General features: G+C 57.4%; 22 protein-coding genes. 3 read left to right on the top strand and 19 right to left on the bottom strand.

Going from position 1 to position 22778, the window contains the following annotated elements; genetic code table 11:
- Window positions 1-5: 5 nt before the first annotated feature.
- The 4 genes from KJS47_RS15775 to KJS47_RS15790 all read right to left on the bottom strand — a co-directional run bounded on the left by KJS47_RS15775 (window position 6) and on the right by KJS47_RS15790 (window position 4804).
- On the bottom strand, window positions 6-695 hold the full coding sequence (locus KJS47_RS15775) for a CpsD/CapB family tyrosine-protein kinase (RefSeq protein ID WP_213526027.1): 690 nt from the start codon (window positions 693-695) through the stop codon (window positions 6-8).
- Window positions 679-1431, bottom strand: a complete 753-nt coding sequence (locus tag KJS47_RS15780; RefSeq protein ID WP_213526028.1) for a YveK family protein — start codon at window positions 1429-1431, stop codon at window positions 679-681. The genes KJS47_RS15775 and KJS47_RS15780 overlap by 17 nt, the downstream gene beginning before the upstream one ends.
- An 82-nt stretch (window positions 1432-1513) precedes the next feature.
- Window positions 1514-3907 (bottom strand): S-layer homology domain-containing protein, encoded by a 2394-nt coding sequence (locus KJS47_RS15785; protein WP_213526029.1) that lies wholly within the window; start codon window positions 3905-3907, stop codon window positions 1514-1516.
- A gap of 132 nt (window positions 3908-4039) precedes the next feature.
- Window positions 4040-4804 (bottom strand): tyrosine-protein phosphatase, encoded by a 765-nt coding sequence (locus KJS47_RS15790; protein ID WP_213526030.1) that lies wholly within the window; start codon window positions 4802-4804, stop codon window positions 4040-4042.
- Window positions 4805-5041: 237 nt separating this feature from the next.
- On the opposite strand from KJS47_RS15790, the gene aroC reads away from it, so the two are divergent.
- Both aroC and KJS47_RS15800 read left to right on the top strand, forming a co-directional pair.
- The gene (gene aroC, locus KJS47_RS15795) at window positions 5042-6100 is read left to right on the top strand and encodes a chorismate synthase (protein WP_213526031.1); all 1059 of its coding nucleotides are present in this window, start codon (window positions 5042-5044) and stop codon (window positions 6098-6100) included.
- A 49-nt stretch (window positions 6101-6149) separates the two neighbouring features.
- Entirely contained in the window at window positions 6150-6332 is a 183-nt protein-coding gene (locus KJS47_RS15800) for an IS3 family transposase (RefSeq protein WP_213526032.1), read from the top strand.
- Window positions 6333-6396: 64 nt separating this feature from the next.
- Here KJS47_RS15800 and KJS47_RS15805 read toward each other — a convergent pair whose 3' ends face one another.
- From KJS47_RS15805 to KJS47_RS15845, 9 genes are all read right to left on the bottom strand, one after another.
- Window positions 6397-8256, bottom strand: coding sequence for a beta-galactosidase (locus KJS47_RS15805; protein ID WP_213526033.1), 1860 nt, complete (start codon window positions 8254-8256; stop codon window positions 6397-6399).
- A gap of 431 nt (window positions 8257-8687) precedes the next feature.
- Window positions 8688-10316, bottom strand: coding sequence for a chaperonin GroEL (groL, locus tag KJS47_RS15810; RefSeq protein WP_213526034.1), 1629 nt, complete (start codon window positions 10314-10316; stop codon window positions 8688-8690).
- A gap of 91 nt (window positions 10317-10407) precedes the next feature.
- Window positions 10408-10692, bottom strand: coding sequence for a co-chaperone GroES (groES, locus tag KJS47_RS15815; RefSeq protein WP_213526035.1), 285 nt, complete (start codon window positions 10690-10692; stop codon window positions 10408-10410).
- A 259-nt stretch (window positions 10693-10951) separates the two neighbouring features.
- Window positions 10952-11707, bottom strand: coding sequence for a twin-arginine translocase subunit TatC (tatC, locus tag KJS47_RS15820; RefSeq protein WP_213526036.1), 756 nt, complete (start codon window positions 11705-11707; stop codon window positions 10952-10954).
- Window positions 11708-11757: 50 nt separating this feature from the next.
- On the bottom strand, window positions 11758-11994 hold the full coding sequence (locus KJS47_RS15825; protein ID WP_213526037.1) for a twin-arginine translocase TatA/TatE family subunit: 237 nt from the start codon (window positions 11992-11994) through the stop codon (window positions 11758-11760).
- 70 nt (window positions 11995-12064) lie between these two features.
- Window positions 12065-13090, bottom strand: coding sequence for a molybdopterin-binding protein (locus KJS47_RS15830; protein ID WP_213526038.1), 1026 nt, complete (start codon window positions 13088-13090; stop codon window positions 12065-12067).
- Window positions 13087-13578 carry a MogA/MoaB family molybdenum cofactor biosynthesis protein gene (locus KJS47_RS15835; RefSeq protein ID WP_213526039.1) on the bottom strand — a complete coding sequence of 164 codons (492 nt, stop codon included), beginning with the start codon at window positions 13576-13578 and terminating at the stop codon, window positions 13087-13089. The genes KJS47_RS15830 and KJS47_RS15835 overlap by 4 nt, the downstream gene beginning before the upstream one ends.
- A 76-nt stretch (window positions 13579-13654) precedes the next feature.
- Window positions 13655-14143 (bottom strand): cyclic pyranopterin monophosphate synthase MoaC, encoded by a 489-nt coding sequence (gene moaC / locus KJS47_RS15840; protein WP_213526040.1) that lies wholly within the window; start codon window positions 14141-14143, stop codon window positions 13655-13657.
- Entirely contained in the window at window positions 14140-14793 is a 654-nt protein-coding gene (locus tag KJS47_RS15845; RefSeq protein WP_213526041.1) for a 5-formyltetrahydrofolate cyclo-ligase, read from the bottom strand. The genes moaC and KJS47_RS15845 overlap by 4 nt, the downstream gene beginning before the upstream one ends.
- A 256-nt stretch (window positions 14794-15049) precedes the next feature.
- Between KJS47_RS15845 and KJS47_RS15850 the strand changes: the two genes are divergently transcribed.
- On the top strand, window positions 15050-17026 hold the full coding sequence (locus KJS47_RS15850; protein WP_213526042.1) for an ABC-F family ATP-binding cassette domain-containing protein: 1977 nt from the start codon (window positions 15050-15052) through the stop codon (window positions 17024-17026).
- 697 nt (window positions 17027-17723) lie between these two features.
- Here KJS47_RS15850 and tsaD read toward each other — a convergent pair.
- Genes tsaD through KJS47_RS15880 form a run of 6 tightly spaced genes read right to left on the bottom strand, consistent with a single transcriptional unit; the run spans window position 17724 to window position 22755 of the window.
- Window positions 17724-18815: a tRNA (adenosine(37)-N6)-threonylcarbamoyltransferase complex transferase subunit TsaD gene (gene tsaD / locus KJS47_RS15855; protein ID WP_213526043.1), complete on the bottom strand. Its 1092-nt coding sequence runs from the start codon at window positions 18813-18815 to the stop codon at window positions 17724-17726.
- Between the two features lie 17 nt (window positions 18816-18832).
- A complete protein-coding gene (rimI, locus tag KJS47_RS15860) occupies window positions 18833-19330 on the bottom strand; it encodes a ribosomal protein S18-alanine N-acetyltransferase (protein WP_283772086.1) in 498 nt (165 codons plus the stop codon).
- Window positions 19327-20262, bottom strand: coding sequence for a tRNA (adenosine(37)-N6)-threonylcarbamoyltransferase complex dimerization subunit type 1 TsaB (gene tsaB / locus KJS47_RS15865; protein ID WP_213526044.1), 936 nt, complete (start codon window positions 20260-20262; stop codon window positions 19327-19329). Before tsaB ends, rimI begins: the two co-directional genes overlap by 4 nt.
- Entirely contained in the window at window positions 20259-20744 is a 486-nt protein-coding gene (gene tsaE / locus KJS47_RS15870; RefSeq protein WP_213526045.1) for a tRNA (adenosine(37)-N6)-threonylcarbamoyltransferase complex ATPase subunit type 1 TsaE, read from the bottom strand. The genes tsaB and tsaE overlap by 4 nt, the downstream gene beginning before the upstream one ends.
- A 19-nt stretch (window positions 20745-20763) precedes the next feature.
- A complete protein-coding gene (gene thiL / locus KJS47_RS15875) occupies window positions 20764-21909 on the bottom strand; it encodes a thiamine-phosphate kinase (RefSeq protein WP_213526046.1) in 1146 nt (381 codons plus the stop codon).
- A 57-nt stretch (window positions 21910-21966) separates the two neighbouring features.
- Window positions 21967-22755 carry a class I SAM-dependent methyltransferase gene (locus KJS47_RS15880; RefSeq protein ID WP_213526047.1) on the bottom strand — a complete coding sequence of 263 codons (789 nt, stop codon included), beginning with the start codon at window positions 22753-22755 and terminating at the stop codon, window positions 21967-21969.
- Window positions 22756-22778: the final 23 nt, after the last annotated feature.

A 22778-nucleotide genomic window follows, 5' to 3' on the forward strand; every position in this document is an offset into this window, starting at 1 on the left:
TCCGGTTACCGGTCACCGCCATAATAGTAGTAATAGTAAGACCCGCCGTTTTTGCGGTCCAAATTATTCAGCACGACTCCCAATATTCTCACCTTCACATGGTCAAGATTGCTCTTGGCCTTCATCGCTACTTCCCGCTTCACTTTGCCCGAGTCAATGACCAGAACCACGCCGTCGCATTTGGTGGAGAGCACCTGGGCGTCGGTGACGACAAGGACGGGCGGCGTATCGACGATCACGATATCGTAATGGCCCTTCAGTTCCTCCAAGAGCGCACTCATGCGCTGGGAGGCGAGCAGCTCCGAAGGATTGGGCGGCACGGGCCCGGCCGTCAGCAGATCGAGATTGGGAATGTCGGTCGGCTGTACCGCCTGCTCCCATGTCATCTGACCCACCAAAATGTTGGTCAAGCCGGACCGGTTCGTCTTCAAAAAAGTATGATGCATGGTCGACTTCCGAAGGTCGGCATCCATGATGAGGACTTTTTTATTCGTTTGAGCATAGGCCACCGCCAGGTTTGTTGCCGTGGTCGATTTGCCTTCGCCCGGTCCGGCGGAGGTCAGCATGATCACCTTCAACTGCTCGTCGACCGCCGAGAATTCGATATTCGTCCGAAGCGTCCGGTAAGCTTCCGAGATCGGAGATTTCGGATTGATGTCGGTAATAATCGGTCGTTTCTCAGTTGATCGTGGCATGCTTGCTCTCTCCTACCTGTTGGTTTTGTCTGGTCGACTTCTGGACGGCGAGATCCTCTTCCTTCATCTTGGAGATCAAGGAGAGCGTAGGCAGTCCAAGATACGCCTCGACATCCGCTTCCGACTTGATGGTATCGTCCAAGTACTCCAGCAGGAAGGCCAGCCCCAAGGCGGCCATCAACGAGACGACGAAGCTTATCGCTATGTTCAGCATCGGATTCGGCTTGACCGGAACCGGATGGGCCATCGGCTTCGCTTCATTGAGAAGCGAAACATTGTCCACTTTCATAATGGTGGAAATTTCCTTTTGGAACACCTTGGAAACGGCATTCACCATTTGAACGGCCTTGTCATAGGAGCGGTCCTGCACCTGCAGGGTCATGACCTGGGTATTGTTGACCGAGCTGACCTTGACCTTCTCGATGAGCTCCTCCGCCGTCAAAGCAAATTGGGGGAAATCCCGCACTACCACATCCATGATCGCCGGCGTTTTGATGATTTCTTTATAGGTATCGATCAATCGTAAATTCGTATTGATCGAGTTGATGTCGATTTGGTCGATGCCTACCCGTTCATTCGATTTGTTTACGATTAATTTGGTAGAGGCGCTGTACACGGGCTGGATGAAAAAATAACTGATGACTCCGGTGCTGACACAAGCAAATACAACAATGCACAGTATAAGCCAAATGCGTTTTTGGATAATCCGCAGATAATCCTTCAAATCGAGTTCCATTAGTTCCCTCCAGCTTCTGATGACAAGTGAGAATTCCTCCTCTTAGAAAAGAGGAGGAATTCATCATGACTTAAGGCCTGACTTATTTGTTCAGCAACCGATAGATGACAACAGCAGCCTGTGCACGGGTCGAATCCGCGTTCGGGTGGAACTCGCTGTTCTCTTCACCCACGACGATTCCTTCTTCAGCCGCCAGCGAGACACCGGCTTTAAGCGTTTCGTTGATGGCGTCGGCGTCGCGGAAGACCTTGAGCGATGCGGCGAGATCCTTCGGCACTTTGTACCCTTCTGCTTTTTCCAAGGCACGGGAGGCCATGGTCGCCATCTCGGCACGGGAAATATTCGCATTCGGAGCAAAGAGCGTATCGGTCCGGCCGTTGATAATGCCGGCTTTTGCAGCAGCGGCTACATACGGCTTGAACCAGTCGGAATCATTAACGTCCGTGAACGATTCCGAAGCGGCCGCGTCCTCGAGACCGAACGCCTTCACGATCATCTTGGCGAACTCGGCACGCGTGACGTTGGCTTGCGGAACGAACTGCTGCTCGGCCCGTCCTTCGAGGATGCCCTTCGCTGCGGCTACCGCGATTTGACGGCCTGCCCACTGCTGGACGTCCTTCAGATCCTGGAAGGTAACCTTGTTCTCTACAACCGCATAGGTAGAGAACGACTTGTTGTTCACGAGGAACACTTGCTTGCCCGCGTCGTAGCTTCCGCCCTTGAAGGTCAGCTTGCCGCCCTCAATCTTAGCGAAAACGAGAAGATCTTTGTCAGCGGAAGCATTGGTGACCGGAAGACGAACTTCAACCGGCGAAGAGAACGATTCGATGGCTTTGCCGCCCGCCTCGAAGGTGAAGTCGTACACGTCGGAGGCGACTGCCTGCGAGGTAACGGATGCTTCTTCCTTGCGCAGCGTGATCGTCGTGTCCTGAGTGAGCTCCGCTACGCTGAGTGTCAGCGATACGCCGTTTACTTGAACCGCAATCGCGTCGATACCGTATTCCTTCGCTTTGGCGGCCAGGTCCTTCAGGAGCGGAATTTTTACCGTGCCAGCTTTGACCGTGCCCAGATCCAGCAGAGCTACGACCTTCGGAGCCGCAGCGTTCGGCACCTTTTCCTTAAGGGCTTTGGCTGCCTGATCGGCGATTTCCTTGATCGACTTGAAGCCTTCCGCCAGCTTGTTCACGTCGAACGATGCGGTAGCCACATCCTTCTCTATCTTCACCGTGCCGCTCACATCGATCTTGCCCGCCTGGCGAATTGCTTCCTCGACCGCCTGACGCGCCTTGCTCTGGCCTTCGTTCGTCGTCAACACCTTCAGCAGGCTGTCCAGCTCTCCGACAATCTTGTTGACGTGATTCTTGCCTTCCGCCACGCTAGGCAGCTTGATGTCTGGAGTGGAGGAACCACCGCCGCCACCGCCGGTAGCCGACCCGGAGTAACTCATGTTCAGTTTACCGGAGTAGAGCAGTAACTCTTTCTTGCCAATGTTAATGATTGCCTGAATATCAGCACTAGCAGATTTTACTGAGGAAGACAAGGTAAAGACTTTTCCGTTCGTAACGATATCGCTTGATTTAGATACTACTTTCCATGTAACTAGCTCACTCGGCACTGCAGTACCCTCAATGGTAATAACAGGGGTATTTGTTCTGCCCTGATCAGACGATGTGAACTGCGGTTTAGCTTGTGTCCGTACTGTTGCCATGAACAGGGCGGCTGTAGCGTCTTGTGTGTAACTATTTTGGGCAGACACAGATGCCCAAACCTTTAAAACATCCTCAACTTTGATGTCCAAATTTCTGAACAACTGGCTAACTTTAAGGGATTGATTCAGTATTACTTTCTGATACATGCCTTCAAAAGCCTCTTTAACGATCTTCTTGGTTTCCTGCTCAGAAGAAGTAACAGCCACCAATTCATCTTTTTTTGCAACGAATTGGTCTAACAGTTCCGCTCTGACTGCATCCTGAAATAAGACGATATCTTGAGTGGTCAGATCATTACGCGGATTCTTAAAACCAGCAATTCTTGCTATGTCGCCGAGAACTCTCCTTACTTCCGGATCACTCTTCAGCTCTTGAAGACCCGCAGTGGGGGGAAGTAAGGGAGCATCTGCAATCGACAAAATAATCTTACTTGTGATCGTCTCTAGGTCCTGCTTCGATAGGGTATTCTCACTGTCCGCCACAAGTACTCTCTGAAAAATCGGTGCAAAAGCTTCGGTATCCAATACCTTCAGGTTGTTTTTGAATTGAAGGACCGCTTCTACACCTTCCTCGTCCTTAATCAACTCAGTCATTACATCGATCAATAGTTGGCTATATTCCTTGCCTAAGGACTCCGCTGCGAATGCCGTGTTATGTACGCCCAGCTTCTCCAGGAAGCCGTTCGCGCTCAGCGGGAGCGTGGCCAGAGAAGCGGCGGACACGCTGACAGCCAAGGAAGAAACCAGTATTTTCTTCTTCAAACTCATTTCTTAATCTATCCCCTTTCTATACTTGGAAGAACTGCGAATCTCTTCTTCTATGCATCACTAGATGCAGACTCTCAAATATTACCATACCAAAATTTTACGTACAACGACTATTTTCCTACTTGATCGACTTTATCTCCAAAACGTATACCATTTCTTAGTAGACTTTGTTGGAAACCTTCCTTCTATCGACTCATTTTCTAGCAGCAATTGGGCATTCCTCTGACAATAGGACCAGTAGGATTCACCCAGCTTGGCTTCGATAACCCGACCCGCTTCCCTCAAGCCGATCGCCCGGTGTCGGCAGTCGTGAGCATCCGAGGCTACGAAGTGAATCAGATTGCGCTCACACATTGTAATAGACAGCTGTTGGATTTTGCGCCCAAACGAGCCCAGCAGAGAGTGGGTGGTCACTTGCGCCAGCGCGCCGGCCTCGACCAGCTCCTGCAGCTTGTCCGGCGAAGAGGCCAGCTCCACGTTACGCTCGGGATGAGCGATTACCGGGATTAGGCCAAGCAGCCTCAGCTCGTGAATCGTCTCGTGAAACCGGGGAGGCACCTTGCCTGACGGAAATTCCACCAGCAAATAGCGGGAACCGTTCAGCGTCTGCAGCTTGCCTGCCGCCAGGTCGTTTAACAGGTCGTCATAGACTCGCACTTCCTGCCCGGCGGCTATCGTAACCGGAAGAGCCTCCTTCTCCAGCTCCATATTCAAGAGAGCAACCCTCTCACAGACCAAGGGAGCCTCGTTCCAAAACCGCCCGCTGGCATGATGAGGGGTAGCAATTATGGTGCTAATCCCGTCGGCGACCGCCATTCTCGCCATAGCCAGAGCGTTGTCCAGCGTCTGGCAGCCATCGTCGATGCCCGGAAGAATGTGACTATGAATATCTATCATCTCGCGCTAAACTCCTAAATTTCCATAATGTGACACACCGTTTATTTTAGTGCTTTTGGCCCGTCCTCACAATAGGACCTCTCCCTCATATGGGAAAGGGCGTCTGCTAGAGTCTACCCTCCCTCGCTATCTCTATATAGACGGCATCTATGGATAATCTTCAATATTTCAATTTCCTTTATGGCGGGAGTTTCCTTAAACTGGGAAGAAGATATTAAAGCAATAGGAGGCAGACAAATGGCGGGAAGCACATTCGGAGAACGATTAAAAATGACTACCTTCGGGGAATCGCATGGAGAGGCGGTAGGCGTCATCTTGGAAGGGGTCACGCCTGGGGTCGAACTGGAAGAGAAAGAGATTCAGAAGCAAATGGATCGTAGAAAACCGGGGCAATCCTCTATCACGACTCCGCGTAAAGAGTACGATAAAATTCGCATTGTATCCGGTCTATTTGAAGGAAGAACAACAGGAACTCCTATTTGTATCCTGTTGAACAACACGGATATGCGCCCCTCCGCCTACGACGAAATCAAATCCATGTACCGCCCCGGCCATGCCGATTTCCCCTATGAACGAAAATATGGGATTCGCGATTACCGGGGCAGCGGCAGAGCGTCCGGCAGGGAGACAGCGGCACGAGTGGCCGCCGGCGCCGTAGCCCGCAAGCTATTGGAACGAAGAGGCGTCTCGATTCTGGCTTATACGACGGAAGTTGGCGGAATTCGCTGCGAATCCTTTGACGCCGATGCGATCGAACGCAATGACGTCCGTGCCTGCGACCCCTCGGCTGCAGAGCGCATGATCTCCCTCATTGAACAGCTGGCCGCGGAGGGTGACAGCTGCGGCGGCATTGTGGAATGCCGGATCCACGGAATCGCGCCAGGACTGGGGGAGCCTGTATTCGATAAGCTGGATGCGGAATTGGCAAAAGCGATGCTTTCCATTGGCGCCATAAAGGGCATTGAATTCGGAACCGGCTTCCGCGGTGCCTCGATGCGGGGAAGCGAGCACAACGACCAGATGGGGGCTAGCGGATTTCGGACGAATCACGCCGGTGGGATCCTCGGAGGCATCAGCACCGGAGAGGACATTATGTTTCGAGTTGTGGTCAAGCCGACCTCCTCCATCTCCGTTCCGCAGCAGACTATGGATACAAGCGGCAACGAACGAGAGATCAGAACAATAGGAAGGCACGATCCGTGCATTTGTCCCCGCGTTGTCCCTGTCATCGAAGCCATGGCGTGCATGGTCATCGAGGATCACTACAAACGGCAGGCCGCTTTGCTGGACGAATAGCGGCGGCATAGGCACAACCAAAAAAGAGAGGCTTCTCCAAGGTCAATAATTGGGACTGACCCTTAAGCATGAGACAAATCAAAAACCGTTCTATCTCCAAGGTTTAACCTGTACGACGGCAGTGATCGTCGAACAGACCGTTCGAGACTACATTACTCACTACAACTCAATTCACATTGAAGCAAAACTAAACAACCAGTCGCCTATTCATTATCGGCAACTGGCTGCTTAAGCTCGCTTAGTGTTTTTATCCCTGTCTCATAAACAGGGGTCAGTCTCCAGAAAAGACACCTCATTTAATTTTCTGCGAACTTAATAATTGCCTGATATAACAGGTCGGATCCTTCCAATTTATTGTCCGCTCTAATATTGAACTTGTTAAGAGATTCCCCCTCCCTTGATTTCAATGAATCTGGAACTATGGAGATATAATGAGGGCTGATAAACTTGGCGCCATCACGATATTGAGCGAGCAATGAATCGTAAGCTACATTAGGCTGCTTCCATTGTTGCGTATGATACTCAGGCACTCCATATTCTGTTGCCTTTCGTTCTTTGAAGAAATCTCTCATAACGTCATTATTAGTTGCCCCGCCGTAAAGATTTATGCCAATTTTATAACGGACATCTTTACCTACTGACTGATCAACAGCGAACAACATAGGGTTCCATGTCGAGTTAATTCTTGGGTATATTTGGTGAGAGAATAATTTTTCAGTTGGAAGTCCAGAATCCACTGACGCTTTCCAAAAATAATTTAAAAATTCGGCAACTTGTATGCCTCTATACTCTTCCCATTCACGTGCCAAGGGATTATAGTAAGCAGCAACTAAAGGCTTAGGCAGGTCAAGCCATGAACGGACATTTTTTAACTTATCTACATTTTGAAAATCATTTCGAATCTCTGGAAGAGGCGTAGCTGGCCCTTGGTCGTGCGGTACAACTACAAACTCGGAATCGGCAATTAGGTAGGAAATGCCTTTAGACTCAGCCACAACCTGAGCCAAGTGACGCCCAGGAGTGATGTTTCGGTAATCGAGTTCGTACCTAAATCCAGTATTTGGATCGTCAATTTCCTCCACGTCTCGATAAACGTCAAGGCGCCCAAAACCGCGTGTAATATCACCAATCTGTTTCCCATCCACATAAAGTTTTAATTTCTCTATTACTGAATCGGGATCATAAATCCATCCTGATATCGGTATCGTACCAGCTGCGTATGCATCATAATGCTCAGTAAATGATGACAGTCTCTCTGTATTGATATTCTTGGATGGCGGCAGTACCTCACTGATTTGACCAAAGCTACTGCCTATAGCCTGGTTAAGTTTATCGATGGTCCCGTACTTCTTTTCAATCCATTGTTGAAAACCTTCTATAGAACGTGGACTATAATCCGTGACCTGTACTTTGTCGTACTCCCCTGCTCCGTTCGTGAAATCAGGATACATATGATGCACTTCGCCAGCCATAGTAATTCCGGCTATGCGATTTTGGACTTCTTTAGGTAACTCATTTATTTTCTTTGCGATATATCGTAATGCTTCGAATCTATAGTGATTTACAGGAATATCCTCATCCGTCAAGAGCGTATATGGTATTACTGAGTTTCCGAAGTAATTGTCAAAAGGTGCCTTTCCGTCCTTGAGTAACATTAGATTTTGTTTATCTTTACTTAGTTCCTCGGGCAGGGCGCCTTTAGCAACGAAATGATCTGCCATCAGGTAGATTACTACTGGTCGCTCCACCTCTGTTATTATATCGAAATATGATTTAACAAGGGCATCATCAATGATCCATGAACCATTTGTTTTTTTATAGATATCTAATAGAGAAATACCTATTTCATATCCAACCTGAACCTTACCACGGGCACCACCAGGTTCAAACTTATCAAGAGTCTTACTAAGCAGTGATGCTCCGTTATACCCGTTAGCCTTACACCAAATTGTTGCTTCTGATTCCGTCTCAAAGGCTGGCTCGTGGTTTGTCGCTTCCTCGCAATAATTTATTCCATCCACTAGCGGAGTAATTAGAAATGGCTGACGATTAGGCAAACCTTTTGACAGACTGTTTGTAGGGGCGTGGCTACAAGAAAGAGTGATAAGCGGTAGTATGAAGATTGCAGAAAGAAGGCAGCATAGTTTTTTGTACATTTTATCAACCCTTTCTTGATATAATTTAGTGACAGATCAAGCATAGAATCTATTATATAGAATATAGTACCTGAATATAATACGCAATAAACATTTTGAATATACCATAAACAATTTCAATTAATGTGACGACAGTTAGCAGATTATCAATAATCCATATTATTAATTTCCACCTATACTTCCCGTTCTTGGTAAAAATCTATTTGAAAGTGACTCGTTTACAGTAGAAAGTGTTTTGATAATCCCCTTTTGGTAGATAGTGATTATTCGGGAAGAAATCCCTTTTGCATGGAATGACTCAAACAAACTTAAAAAAGAGAGGCTCCTCCGAAGGTCAATGAACCTCGGAGGAGCCTCTCTTGTATGATGACCGGTTACTAGCGGCCGATCATTTATCGTTCACCCAAGTCCCGCGCGGGGACCGGATTGTCTTACATCATGCCGCCCATACCGCCCATGCCGCCCATATCCGGCATCGCTGGCTTGTCTTTCTCCGGCTTGTCGGCGATTACCGCTTCGGTGGTCAGGAACATAGCCGCAACGGAAGCAGCGTTCTGCAGAGCGGAACGGGTTACTTTCGCCGGATCGACGATCCCCGCTTCGATCATGTTCACCCACTCGCCGGTAGCGGCGTTGTAGCCATTGCCAGCGGATTCTTTCTTCAGGCGCTCGACGATCACGGAGCCTTCTTGGCCTGCGTTAGCGGCGATCGTGCGGATCGGCTCTTCGAGAGCGCGCAGCACGATGTTGATGCCGGTCTTCTCGTCGCCTTCCGCCTGTACGGAAGATACGGCGTGGAATACATTCACGAGGGCAGTACCGCCGCCGGAGACGATGCCTTCTTCAACCGCAGCGCGGGTTGCGTTCAGGGCGTCTTCGATGCGCAGCTTGCGCTCTTTCAGCTCGGTTTCGGTTGCTGCGCCAACTTTGATGACGGCTACGCCGCCGGCCAGCTTCGCGAGACGCTCTTGGAGCTTCTCTTTGTCGAACTCGGAAGTGGTTTCTTCCAGCTGAGCGCGGATTTGGTTCACGCGGGCCTGGATGTCTTCCTTAGCACCTGCGCCGTCCACGACGATCGTGTTTTCTTTGGTGACGCGTACTTGGCGAGCGGTACCCAGCTGCTGCAGCGTCGTCGATTTCAGCTCAAGGCCGAGCTCTTCGGTAATCACTTGTCCGCCGGTAAGAGCGGCCAGGTCTTGCAGCATAGCCTTGCGGCGGTCGCCGAAGCCAGGAGCTTTGACGGCTACGCAAGTGAAGGTGCCGCGCAGTTTGTTCACGACGAGGGTAGCTTGGGCTTCGCCTTCTACGTCCTCGGCGATGATCAGAAGCTGCTTGCCCTGCTGAACGACTTTCTCAAGAACCGGCAGAATCTCTTGGATGTTCGAGATCTTCTTGTCGGTGATGAGGATGTACGGGTTGTCAAGAACCGCTTCCATCTTGTCCGTATCGGTAATCATGTACGGGGAGATGTAGCCGCGGTCGAACTGCATGCCTTCTACCACTTCGAGCTCGGTCGCGAAGCCTTTGGATTCCTCGACGGTGATTACGCCGTCCTTGCCGACCTTCTCCATAGCGTCAGCGATCAGCTCGCCGACTTCGTCGTCCGCAGCGGAGATAGCCGCTACTTGCGCGATGCTTTGCTTGCTTTCGATCGGCTTCGCAATGTTCTGGAGCTCTTGAACCGCAGCGCGAACGGCTTTGTCGATGCCCTTGCGGACAACCATCGGGTTAGCGCCGGCCGTTACGTTCTTCAGGCCTTCGCGGATCATCGCTTGAGCCAGTACGGTAGCGGTCGTCGTGCCGTCGCCGGCTACGTCGTTCGTCTTGGTCGCTACTTCCTTCACGAGCTGTGCGCCCATGTTCTCGAAAGCATCTTCCAGTTCGATTTCCTTAGCGATGGTCACGCCGTCGTTCGTGATGAGCGGGCTGCCGAATTTCTTCTCCAGCACCACGTTGCGGCCTTTCGGGCCGAGGGTTACCTTCACGGCGTTAGCAAGTGCGTCCACACCGCGGAGCATTGCACGACGTGCGTCTTCGCTGAACATAATTTCTTTTGCCATCGTTATAGAAACCTCCTAATATAGTCGGTATTTGTTGTTTTCATATGGTCGTACCGTCTTCAGCGCCCCGGCAATCCGGGTGCAGGCCCAATTAGGACAGAACGGCAAGAATGTCGCTTTCGCGCATAATCAGAAGCTCGCGGCCTTCGAATTTCACTTCGGTTCCAGCGTATTTGGAGAAAATGACGCGGTCGCCTTCCTTGACTTCGAACGGGATCCGCTCGCCGTCTTTATTCACAGCGCCGCCGCCAACTGCTACGACTTTGCCTTCCTGCGGCTTCTCCTTCGCCGTATCCGGCAGCACGATTCCGCTCGCAGTCGTCTCCTCCTTAGCAATGGCTTCGATTACTACGCGATCTCCCAACGGTCTGATCATGGAAAAATAGCCTCCTTTTAGATTTAACTCTGGCGGGGTATGTAGCCCTGCTGTTAGCACTCGATCTATGCAAGTGCTAATAACACTTTTTATGATAATCAAAACGTTCCCAATTTGCAAGTGCTTCTCGAGCAAAAATCCCGGGAAATTGTCCGGGCTTCCGAACAAGAAAAAACCACCGACCGGCGCAGGCCGATGCGGTGGCGAAAGGATGGACCGGCGGCGTGGAACCTCACTGCCGCTCAATCAGCGGGCCGCCTTACTTGGGCCCGTACTCGGCCTCCCACTCCTGGTCCCGGGCAAGCTGCTTGCGGTAGATCACGGCCGACAGCATGACACTGAACTCGTATAACCCGATCAGCGGTATCGCGACCAGAATATCCGAGATGAAGTCCGGGGGAGTAACGACGGTTCCGATGACAATCATGACGAGATACGCATACCGGCGCAGCTTCTTGAGCCGAATCGGATTGAGAATGCGCAGCTTCGTCAGAAACATGACGAGCACCGGCATCTCAAAGAGCAGCGAGACCGGCAGCAGGATGTTGAACATGAAGGTAAAATACTGCGTAATGCCGTACGTTTCGGTCAGCTCCAGCCCCTTGTTGATGCTGGAAGTGAAGTAGAACGCCATCTGAAAGACGACGAAATAAGCAAAGGCCAGTCCGATGAGGAACAACCCGATGGCGAAGGGAATATACCGCAGCGCCGCCCGCTGCTCCTCCTGCCGGAGGCCCGGCTTGATGAACGCCCACAGCTGGTACAGAATGAAAGGCATCGTAATGACCAGTGAGATCATGAAGGCGAACTGGACGTAGATCTTGATCCCATCCCAGAGCGCGAAGGCGTTCCAGGCTACCGTCGAAGCCGGCGGAACATGCTTCAAATAGTTCAGCAGCGGATTGGCGGCGAAAAAGCCGCCGATCATCGCGAGTACAAACACAACAAGGACCCAGACCAAGCGCTTGCGGAGTTCCGACAAGTGCTCGACCAGGGTCATCGGTTCTTCCTGCATGGCTTCACCAACCTAACATGTATGAGTAGAAGGCGGCTCCTTGCGCCCGCTTACTCCGGCAGCCGCTTGGTTTCTTCCTGCTTGATCGTCGGCTGGACGTTCTCTCCCTGCACTTCCTTGCGGGTCGGCTGCGGCTCGTCGTCGGACATGATGTCCTTGGCTCCGTTCTTGAACTCGCGGAGCGTCTTGCCGAAGGCGCGTCCCAGCTCGGGAAGCTTACTTGGCCCAAAGAGAAGCAGGGCCACCAGAATGATCAGGATAAACCCGGGTGCTCCAATGTTCGGCATTGCGATTTCCTCCTCTTGGATGTGGATAAAGGGTAAACACGTTGTGACTCAGGCGGGCCGGCGGATCGCGCTAGCACCCGCCTAGTCCGCCGTAACCAAGTGCGGTAATGTCGGCGCGCTCGATGGTCTCCCCTGCACATATGCGCGGCAGCAGCACATCGAACGATGTATAGGGATCATGCATGACGCAGCCCGGGAGCCCCATGACGGGGATGTCTCCCAGATAAGCCATCATCAGCATGGAGCCCGGCAGCATAGGTGTCCCGTAGCTGACAACTCGGGCACCGGCGCGGCGAATCGCTCCGGGCGTGCGGTCGTCGGGATCGACGGACATCCCTCCTGTCAGGAGGATCAGATCGACTCCGCTGTTCTGAAAATAGCGGATCTCGCTAACGATCGTCTCGCTGTCGTCGGGAGAGAGACGCTGCTCGACTACCTCCGAGCCCAGGGCGCTTACCTTGTCCCGGACCACGGGGCCGAACTTGTCGGTTATCCGTCCCTTGTACACCTCGCTCCCGGTCGTAATAAGTCCGACCCGAAGCGGGCGAAACGGCTTGACGGTCAATAGAGGAGACGACTCGTCTTTCTCCCTCCATAATACCGTCAATTGCTCGATCTGTACAATGCTTTCCGTCTCGATGACGAGCGGAATGACGCGGGTGGCCGCCACCGCCTGACCGGGACGGACAACCGTCCGGTCGGGGATCGTCGACAGCACCATCCGGTCGATCCCGTTCACCTCATCCACGAACCCCCGGCTGACCCGGGCCAGTCCGTGGATGGCGGACTTCAGCGTGATCTTGCCCTCATGCGGCTCGGTCAGCTCCAGGTTCGGCCCGCATGCCGCCGCGGCGATTCGGGCGGCGGCGTCGTTCTCGTGGAGAAACCCGTCCCGAAGCTCAAGCACATAAATATGCTCCTTGCCGATGTCCAGCAGAGCGGGAATGTCCTCCTCCTGCAGCACATGGCCTTTGCGGAACAGCCGGCCCTTGAACCGGCCGGGCACGATTTGGGTCAAATCGTGGGCCAGCACGAGCCCGATTGCATCCTCGACGCGAACCTCGCGCAGGAGTGGCGGCTGTTGTCCCCCGCTCATGCGTGCTCCTTGTATTGGCCGCTCAGCACCTGCAGGGCGTGCGGCAGCTGATCCATGATAGCCGCCAGGTTCTCGTGGACGCCCTTGGGGCTGCCAGGCAGGTTAATGATCAGAGTCGTGCCGCGAATGCCGCACACGCCCCGCGACAGCATCGCCTGAGGCGTCTTTTGCATCGCCGTCATGCGCATCGCTTCGGCCAGCCCCGGCACGACCCGGTCGATCACCTGCATGGTCGCTTCTGGCGTCACGTCGCGCGGCGCCAGGCCCGTACCTCCGGTCGTAAAGATGAGATCCGCCCGGTAATAATCCGTCATCTCGATGAGCGAGGCCATGATTTCCTTCATCTCATCGGGCACGATCCGGTACTCGATAATCTCCCCGTGAATCTCTTCCTCCACCAATTCCCGGATGACCTGGGCGCTTGTATCTTCCCGTTCCCCCCGCGATCCCTTGTCGCTGGCGGTGAGAATCGCAACCTTCCAGCCCATGCTAGCTCCTCCTCCATCCCTGCTCTACCGTTATGTCTTCTTTGGCCCTCGTCCTCCAGACGAAGGCCCTCTATTCTCATTTCGGCTCGGCCGTGTAATCTCCCGACACGCCGCCGGACTTGGCCGTCAGTTCGGTTGGGCCGATCGCCATATCCTTTTGCAGTGCTTTGCACATGTCGTAGACGGTAAGCGCCGCGGCGGATACGGCGGTGAGCGCCTCCATCTCGACCCCGGTCCGTCCCGTCGTCCGGACGGTCGCTTCCAGATAGAGCTCGTCAGCTCCATTGTCCGAGAAGGAAAGGTCGATGCCGGTCAGCGGCAGCGGATGGCACATCGGGATCCACTGCCACGTCTGCTTGGCGGCCATGATGCCGGCCACCTGAGCGACCGCCAGCACGTCTCCCTTGGCTACCCGGCCGCCTAGAATGGCCCCAAGCGTCTCCGGGCGCATTCGAACCGTTGTCCTCGCTGTCGCTGTCCGCTTGGTGACCGTCTTCTCCGAGACGTCCACCATCCGGGCTCTTCCTTCCGGATTGAAATGGGTAAAGCCCGTAGACTCGCTCATCGCTCCACCTCTCTCGTCCTATGCCTCCGCTCATAAAGAGCGGACTCGGTCAGCTCATAAAGAGCAGACTCGGTCAGCACGGCGTCCAGCCGGATATCGTGCTCCTCCATCGGGACCCGCTCCAGCAGCTGCACCTCAAACGCCGGGGCAATGAGCAGCGGCAGCCGGCCCATCTCTAGGCGCAGCGCCGCGAGATAGCGGTCGTAGTAACCCCCGCCGTAGCCCAGCCTTCCGCCCTCACGGTCGAAGGCAAGCCCAGGCATCAGTACGCAGCCGATCTCCGCCGGAGCGGCGACCGGGCAGTCGGGCCGCGGTTCCCGCAGCCCCCACCGCCCCGTCTCCGTCTCCGCCAGCGACCGCAGGCGGTGCGCCTGCATGCGCTTCGTCCCTGGCACGACGCGCGGAGCGGCGATGGGGAGGCCCTGCTCCCACGCCCACTCATAGAGTGGCGTGAGATCGAGCTCCGAGCGCACCGGCAAGTAGGCCAGCAGCACGCCGGGCCATCCGGCCCTTCCCTCCTGCCGGGACAAGTAAGCGGCCGTGCGTGCACAGATGGCGGCCGACAGCCGCTGTCTCTCCTCCGCCGGCAGCAGCCCGCGGAGCCTCTCCGCCTCGCGGCGGAGAGCCGATTTTTCTTCATTTGCGGCCATTATGCTCGAACAGCCTCACTTTTTCGGCTTGTTTTGTCTAGTTGCCTTCATTGTAGCACATGCATGCCTATTGAAAAAGCAAGTAGGAGAAAATACCGAATGGCCGTTCGCCGCCGGTTCGCTTGCCTATCGCCCGCACGCCGACGAGAGACGCTACTAGAGTCTTCCCGGGCAATCGAGTACACTATTGGTAGTGGTTCCCCGCTTTGGACGGGCACGGCCGCTATCAGTCAAGATTCGGAGGTCGAACGGACTTATGCTGCTGCAAGCTTCCCAAATCAGCAAACATTACGGTGTCACCACCGTCCTATCTAATATATCTCTGCAAATTCAGGAACGGGAGCGTGTCGGGCTCGTCGGCGTGAACGGAGCGGGCAAATCGACGCTGCTCCAGATTCTCGCAGGCGAACTGTCCTACGACGGAGGCACGATCCACAAGGCAAAAGAGACGCGGGTCGGCTATCTGGCCCAAAACAGCGGGCTCAACACGGACCGGACCATTCAGGAGGAGATGCGCGACGTGTTCGCTCCGCTGCTCGCTGTCGAGCAGGAGCTGCGCGAGCTGGAGGCCGCCATGGCCGACCCCGCGCTGCACGCGGACGAAAAGCGCTACGAGGAGACGATGAACCGCTATGCCGCCCGGCAGGAATGGTTCCGCGAGCGCGGCGGCTACGCGATGGAGGCGAAGATCCGGGGCGTGCTGCACGGCATGGGATTCGGCGATTTTCCGCCCGATACGGTGGTCAATACGCTGAGCGGAGGCCAAAAAACAAGGCTCGCGCTCGCCCGCATGCTGCTCCAGGAGCCCGATCTGCTCATGCTGGACGAGCCGACCAACCATCTGGACATCGAGACGCTGACCTGGCTTGAGGATTATTTGCGCGGGTATCCCGGCGCGATCCTCGTCGTCTCGCACGACCGTTACTTCCTGGACGCGCTCGTGCAGACGATCTACGAGATCGAGCGGCATACGTCCCGCCGCTACACGGGCAACTATTCCCGTTACGTAGACACCAAGGCCGCCGAATACGAAATTCAAATGAAGCATTACGAGAAGCAGCAGGACGAGATCGCCCGCATGGAGGAGTTCGTGCAGCGGAACCTTGTCCGCGCCTCGACGACGAAGCGGGCGCAGAGCCGGCGCAAGGCGCTGGAAAAGATGGAGCGCATCGACAAGCCGCTCGGCGACCTCAAGCGAGCGTCCTTTTCGTTCGAGATCGAGCGGATGACGGGACGCGACGTGCTGCACGCGGAGCGTCTCGCGGTCGCCTTCGAGGCGGGCAAGCCGCTGTTCCGAGGCGCCGGCTTCGACCTGACGAGAGGAGAAACCGCCGCGCTGATCGGTCCGAACGGCATCGGCAAGTCGACGCTGCTCAAGGTGCTGACCGGGCAGCGGGAACCGGATGCCGGGAGCTACATGTGGGGAACGAACGTAGCCATCGGCTTTTACGACCAGGAGCAGTCCAATCTGAATCTGGACAACACGGTCATGGAAGAGCTGTGGAGCGCCTATCCCCATCTCGAGGAAGCGAGAATCCGGACCGTGCTGGGGAACTTTCTGTTCAGCGGCGAGGATGTATTCAAAAAAATTCGTGCGCTGAGCGGCGGGGAGAAAGCCCGCGTCTCACTGGCCAAGCTCATGCTGCAGAACGCGAACGTCCTCATCCTCGACGAGCCGACGAACCATCTGGACCTGTACAGCAAGGAGGTGCTGGAGGCTTCTCTCATCGACTATGAGGGCACGCTGCTGTTCATCTCCCACGACCGCTATTTCCTGAACAAAATGGCGGAGCGCATCCTCGAGCTGGCGCCGGACGGCATAACGGAGTACCTCGGCAACTACGACGATTACCTCGAGAAAAAACAAGAGCTGGCTGAGCTGCAGGCCGAGCGGGCGGCGGAGCTGGCAGCATCCGGGCGCGCCTCTGCAAAGGAAGCCGGCGCGGGCGGCCAGTCGGCCGCGAGCGACAATACAGCCGAAGCCAAGGCGACGAGCTATGAGGCGAACAAGCAGGCCAAGCGCGAGGAGCGTGCACGGCAGCGCCGAATCGAGCAGCTCGAGCAGGACATTGCCATGCGGGAAGAAACTGTGGGCACCCTGGAGGAAGCGCTGGCGAGTCCCGACGTCTTCAACGACTATGTGCTCGTGCAGGAGAAGAGCGACGAGCTGGCCCGGACGAAGGGCGAGCTTGAAGCCCTCTATGCCGAGTGGGAGACGCTGATGGAGGGCTGATGCTTGGCTGTCCGGAAAACTTCGCCCTGTTGATCATCAGTCCCGTAAATAAGTAACGACGGCAAACAAGTCGGGAACCAGGAGGCCACGCTGTCTCCCTCCCCTTGTTCCGTGTCTCCGCCACCACGTTCCTCTCCCTAATAGATCCGAATCCACCGCCGTTTTCAACGGCGGTTTTTTCGTGCAGGCAGAGAAGAGAACCCGCGAGAAAATGGTGCAAAACCCACAAACGGTGGTAAGGAACTGCACATCGTCTTCCATGTGGATAACGGAAACGGTTTCTTGCCTTTCTCCGAATTCCCAAATCTATTCACATCACTATCCACAGCATTCTGGATAAAAATCACGAGAATTTCCGCTTGTTTCTCGATTCATCAACAGACTTATGCACATTATCCACAGATTCCCCCTCAAAAACTATCCGGAAGTCCCGGTTTTTTCAAAGTGCCTTTGTTGCTGGCTTTTTTCTTGTTTATGCACATTGTCCACAGAAACTGTGGATAAGCATGTCCACAAGCCGGCTGGCAGTCGGTCCCCTTCCCGTCTGTGAATTCCCATCCAGACGGCGTGAACGATGCTCACATCCGCTCCCAATGCGGCGCCTGTGCCTGCATGCAAAAAAGCCGTTCGGCCAGCCCCTACGGGCCGACGAACGGCTAGTTAACATATGATCACCTCAGGCAGCGGCGCTGCCTCTCTACGCCCGCTCGCTCTCTGCGTCTCCGTCCGTCCTTCCGGCGGAGTCCGCGAGCGACCATGCCTCAAGCGACAACGTCGGCGAGGCCGTCATGGACAGCGTCTCGTACTCGCCGTTCCGGTACTTCAAGTAGCCGGCGGCGCCGATCATCGCGGCGTTGTCCGTGCAGAGCGAGAGCGGCGGCACGAGCAGCGGGACGCCCTCGGCGGCGCAGCGCTCGGCGAGCGCGTCCCGCAGGCCGCGGTTGGCCGCCACGCCGCCGGCCAGCAGCAGCTGCTTGGCGCCCGTGGCGCGGGCGGCGCGCACCGCCTTCTCGACGAGCACCTCGACGACGGATTCCTGGAAGCCGCGGGCGACCGCGCCCGGGTCGAGCTCCCGTCCCTTCATCCGCGCCTGGTTCAGTGCCGCCAGGACGGCCGACTTCAGCCCGCTGAAGCTAAAGTCGTAAGACTCCGGCTCGAGCCAAGCACGCGGAAGCGGGATCGCCTCCTCGGCTTCCCGTGCGAGCCGGTCGATGTGCGGACCGCCTGGATACGGCAGGCCAAGTGCACGGGCTACCTTGTCGTACGCCTCGCCGACCGCGTCGTCCCGCGTCTGTCCGAGAATGCGGAAGCTCCCCTCCCGCTCGACCGACACGATCTCCGTATGCCCGCCGGACACGACAAGGGCGAGCAGCGGATAGTCGAGCGGCTGCACAAGCTTGTTCGCATAGATGTGCCCCGCGATATGGTGCACGCCGATGAGTGGCAGCCCAAGCGTCATCGCGAGCGCCTTGGCGGCAACGACGCCGATAAGGAGGGCGCCGACGAGGCCGGGCCCCTGCGTGACGGCGATCGCCGACAGGTCGGTCAGCTGGACCCCCGCCTGCTCCACCGCCTCCTCGATAATCCGGGTCATCGTCTCTACGTGCTTGCGGGAGGCAACCTCCGGCACGACGCCTCCGAACCTCTTATGCGTCTCGATCTGGCTCGAGACGACGTTCGACCGGATGACGGTTCCGTCCTCGATGACGGCGACCGACGTCTCATCGCAGCTCGTCTCGATCGCCAGTAAATAAACAGGCTGCTTCCGCAGCCCCTGTTCGTTCTCCATGGTGTCGTCCCCTGTTCTCAGGCTCTGCCCGCGGCCGGCACCAGCTCGGCCCACATGATGTAGGCATCCTCCTGGTTGTCCGTGTAATAGCCCTTGCGGACGCCGGCTTCGGCAAAGCCCAGTTTTCGATACAGCTTCTGCGCGACGAAATTGGAGGCTCTGACCTCCAGAGTCATGCGGACCGCGCCGAGAAACCGGGCCGTGCGCATCATCTCCGTGACGAGCCGTTCGCCCAGCCCCTGGCCGCGGTAACGGTGGTCCACGGCGATGTTCGTCACATGCGCCTCATCCATGATGAGCCACATCCCGCCGTAGCCGGCCACCTCGCCGCGCCGCTCCATGACCATATATTTGGCGAAATGATTGTTCGTTAGTTCATTATAAAAGGCGCCCGGCGTCCAGGGAGTCAGGAACGCCTCCTTCTCGATCGCGCAGATCGCCTCGATGTCGTCCACCCGCATCGCCCGGAATTCCAGCGACGGGGACGTTTCGTTCCGATCGGTCGGCTCGTTCACCGCTTGGCACCTCCCGTCTTGGCCAGCAGGTTCACTTCGGCCTCCGCCAGCTGCGTGTAGTTGGGCACGAGGCTGTGGACGTCGCTGCCATCGGCTCCCCGGGCCGCCAGACGTTCGGCCAGCCTTCCGACTTCGTACGCGTGCACGTCGTGCGCCAGCGGCACGAGCCGGCCGCCCCACGAGGAAGCCGCCAGACGTCCTGCCGGCTCGGCGTAGGCGTCGGCTTCCCCCGTCAGGCAGAGGGCGGCCGGAGGCTCGTCCGCCTCGGCTAGGCGCTCCGCCAGCTCGTCCAGCCAGCGCTCGAACAGCACGATCCGGTCCTCCGCCAGGCGGCGCCAGCCGCCGGGTCCCCGCTCGAACAAGCCGGTGTACACCTGGCCGCGGCGCGCATCCATCAGCGGCACGTACCAGACCCGCTCGGCTGCCGGCCAATCGGCGGCATCGCCCCCGGTTTTGGCGCCGCTCGTCCCCGCAGCTTCGGCCTCGTACGAGGCCTCCCGATCCTGCCGTCCGCTCGCTGCCGACTCCGGGAGAGGCGCCTCCGCCGTCTCGCCTCCCGCTTCCAGCTCCAGGCCCAGCAGCCGGTCCGAAGCGCCGAGCGCGATCGCCTCCAGGCTCGAAACGGCTAAGGCCGGACGCTTCAGCGTCCAGGCCATCGTCTTGGCGACGGTCACGCCGATGCGGACGCCGGTGTATGAGCCGGGTCCCTGCCCGACCGCGAAGCCGGCCAGGTCGGCTGGCCTCAGCCCGCAATCCGCCAATAGCTGCTGGATATGCGGCACCAGATAGAGCGAATGGTTCCGCTCCGCCCGCGACTCGATCTTGCCCAGCAGCCGGCCGTCCTGCACGACCGCGACGGACATCGCGGCGGTCGCCGTATCCATAGCCAGCCACGGTCCTTTATTCGGTTGGTTCGCTTCTGCGTCCCTCATGCCAATACCCCATTTTCTCGTAAACCTATGCACCATCGCTCGTAGCGTTCCCCGCTCGGGGTAAGACAAAACTGCCGCTCGCCGTCTGCGCCCGTCTCGATATAGATTGTGAGACGCTCGGCGGGCAGCAGATCCGGGATCAGGCTCGCCCATTCGACGACCGTCACCCCGGACCCGTAAAAATACTCGTCCAGCCCCAGCTCGTCCGCTTCTTCCTGCGACAGCCGGTATACATCCATATGATAGAAGGGAAGCTCGCTTCCCTCGTATTCCTTGATAATGGTGAAGGTCGGACTGTTCACGACCGCCCGCACCCCCAGTGCCCGTGCGAACGATTGAGAGAAGGTCGTCTTCCCCGCTCCCAGGTCGCCGTCGAGCGCCAGCACCGAGCCCGGATCCGCGTGTTGGGCTAGAGCCCCCGCCAGCCTGCCCGTCTCGGCTTCGTTCCTTGAAGAGAACCGGTACGCGCGTGCGTTCTCCATCCTGCGTTCCTCCTGACTGTTATGCAAAATGATTATAGCCCCGCTTGCCGACCGGCTCCCTGCGCCCGTCCACGCGGAGGAGCTCGACGCCCGGCTCCCCGGCCACCGTCTCCCCTATATAATGAAAGGGAATCCCTGCTTCGCGGAATAACGCCTCGACCCGCTCCGCCTCGCCGGCGGCTGCCGTGCCGAGCAGCTCGTAATCCTCGCCGCCGTACAGCGCCCAATCGAGCGGGTCCTGCCCCGTCTCGTCCGCGTAAGCGCGCAGCTCCGCATGCACCGGGAACGCCGCCTCGCGCAGTACGAACCGGCAGCCGGACGCCTCGGCGATCTCCCAAGCCTCGCTGGCGACGCCGTCGCTGACGTCGTTCAGCGACCGGCAGGCGCCCGAGCGCTGGAGCAGCCGACCGGCGGCAACGCGCGGCTCCGGGCGCCGGTGGGCGCGGACGAGCGCGGCCCACGCGCCCTCCGGTGGCGAACCGTCCGCCGCCGCTGCATCCGCGTCGGCCGGCTCAGCCCCGGCGGCCTCCGCCCGTGACGCCGGCCCGCTTCGCAACAGGCGGTGCAACCCCGCCGCCGAGCAGCCCGGGTACCCGGTGACGAACACCCGGTCCCCGGGCTGCGCGCCGGAGCGCAGAAGCGCCCGCCCCGGTTCGACCTCGCCGATCACGGTTACCGTGATCGTGAGCCCGCCGGGCGAAGCGGTCGTGTCGCCGCCGACGATGGCGGCGCCATAGCGGGCCGCGCAGGCGTAGAGCCCTTCATACAGCTGCCCGAGCCAGGAGGCATCGGCCGAGGCGGGCGCGCTGAGCGCCACTAGCGCATAACGGGGCTCCGCCCCCATTGCGGCGAGATCGCTCAGGTTCGATACCATTGCCTTGTGCCCGATATCCGCCGGGCGCATCGTCCGTTCGTGAAAGTGGATCGTCTCCACCATCGTGTCGCAGGCTAGGACAAGCTGCCGGCCGGGCGAGACTTCGCAGACGGCCGCGTCGTCGCCGATGCCGACCACTACGCCGCTGCCTGCTCCAGTCGCTTCCACTGACTCGCCCTCGCCTGGCTGCCGGGGAACCCCGGCCTGTGCGGCTTCGCCCGCTTCCTTGAGCAGGCGGATCAGCGCGAATTCCTCCATGCGAGCGGTCCCCTCCGTCGTGTTTCCCCCCATTATAGCCCTCCGGCGGCGATGGCCGCAACCTGCGCCTCTAAGAGACACGTGGCTCGGTCAAGCCCTCGGCGAAGCGGCGATCAACACTGATTCGCCTGCGAAGCTGACCAGCCTGCCGGCCTCTTCCTGCACGCCGAGCCGCCGGCGGAGCGGCTCGGGAGCGTCCAGCAGCTTCCTCTCCAGATGCTCCCGGACGGCCGGTTCCACTCCCATCCGCTCGCACCAGTCCTGGAACCGGAATGTCTTGGGGAATGCCTCCAGCGAGTGCACCTTCAGGCCGGCACCCTCCAGCCGCGCGATCCACTCGGCTTTGGTCCAGGCACGGAAGTGGCTCGGGTCCCGGGTCTGCTCCACCTCATTGTAGAGCGCGTCGGCGTCCGGCTCCTCGGGGCAGACGTTGTCGACCAGGAGCAGGCGGCCGTCTGGCCGGAGCACACGACGGCACTCGCGTACGAAGGCGTTCGGGTCCGGAAAATGGTGCGCCGCAATCCGGCAAGTCACAAGATCGAAGGCCGCCTCCCCGAACGGGAGAGCCTCCGCGTCGCCCTCGGCGAACGTGACGTTCGTTCTTCCGTTCGCTGCCAGCAGGCCGCGTGCAGCCTCCAGCATCTCGGGCGTCAAATCGCAGGCGACGGCCTCCCGGACGAGAGGCGCCAGCGCATTGACCACATGTCCGCCGCCCGTCGCCACATCGAGCAGCCGCTCGGTACCGGACAGTGCAGCCTGCTCGACCAGCCACTTGAGATCGGGCCCCTGTGCGTGCAGCGCGCTTGTGACATAGTGGCCGGCATGGGCCCCGAACTGCTGCATTGCCAATTCCTTCGTGCTCTTGCTCCGGTCTTCCAACGCAATCCCTCCCGTTATTGTTT

The organism is Paenibacillus sp. J31TS4 (assembly GCF_018403265.1).
GTDB lineage: Bacteria > Bacillota > Bacilli > Paenibacillales > NBRC-103111 > J31TS4.